The following is a 546-nucleotide window of genomic DNA, read 5'->3' as shown; positions in this document are numbered from 1 at the left end:
TATTTATTAACGTTAACTTGTGTCGTTTTATTGTTTTATTCCATTGCCCAGCAACAATGGCTGCCATATAAAGTTTGCATCGAATTCTGGCTGGTCCAAGTTTACTGATTGATGTTCGCCCTTTTAATTTGCCCGATTCATTGTGCCGTGGAATTAATCCACAATAAGCGGCCGCTTCTTTGGCTTTATTAAGTTTTTTAGCCGCAAACAAATACGTCAGCTCTCTCGATAATAGGGGCCCAATGCCAGGGATAGACTCAAGTAGCTTCCTGTTTCTTTTTAAATCAGGTTCATTATCTATGTGGTTATCAATGTCAGATTTAAGCTGTTTAATTTCATCGTCTAAAAACGCGATAGTCACTTTTATCGATTGGCAAACACGCGCGGAAACGTTGCTGAATTCACTTGCTTCTAATCGGTTAGCTTCTCGTTGTCGGTTACTCTCAAGCGCATCTAAACGACGAATAAGGGCTTTAAGCTCTCTAACTTCTAATGCATCAGGTTGCCAATAACTAACGACTGCGTGCTTAGCACAGCCGTAATGAG

1 protein-coding gene is annotated in these 546 nt (G+C 40.7%); it reads right to left on the bottom strand.

The genetic code is table 11. The features are described from left to right. On the bottom strand, positions 1-546 hold a 546-nt coding region (locus GQR53_RS20590), incomplete at both ends, for a transposase (protein WP_165745066.1).

Origin of the sequence: Pseudoalteromonas sp. Z9A6, from assembly GCF_011378805.1 — a bacterium.
GTDB lineage: Bacteria > Pseudomonadota > Gammaproteobacteria > Enterobacterales > Alteromonadaceae > Pseudoalteromonas > Pseudoalteromonas distincta.
Note: the sequence above shows the minus strand (reverse complement) of the source record. Positions and strands in the feature narration are given on the sequence as shown.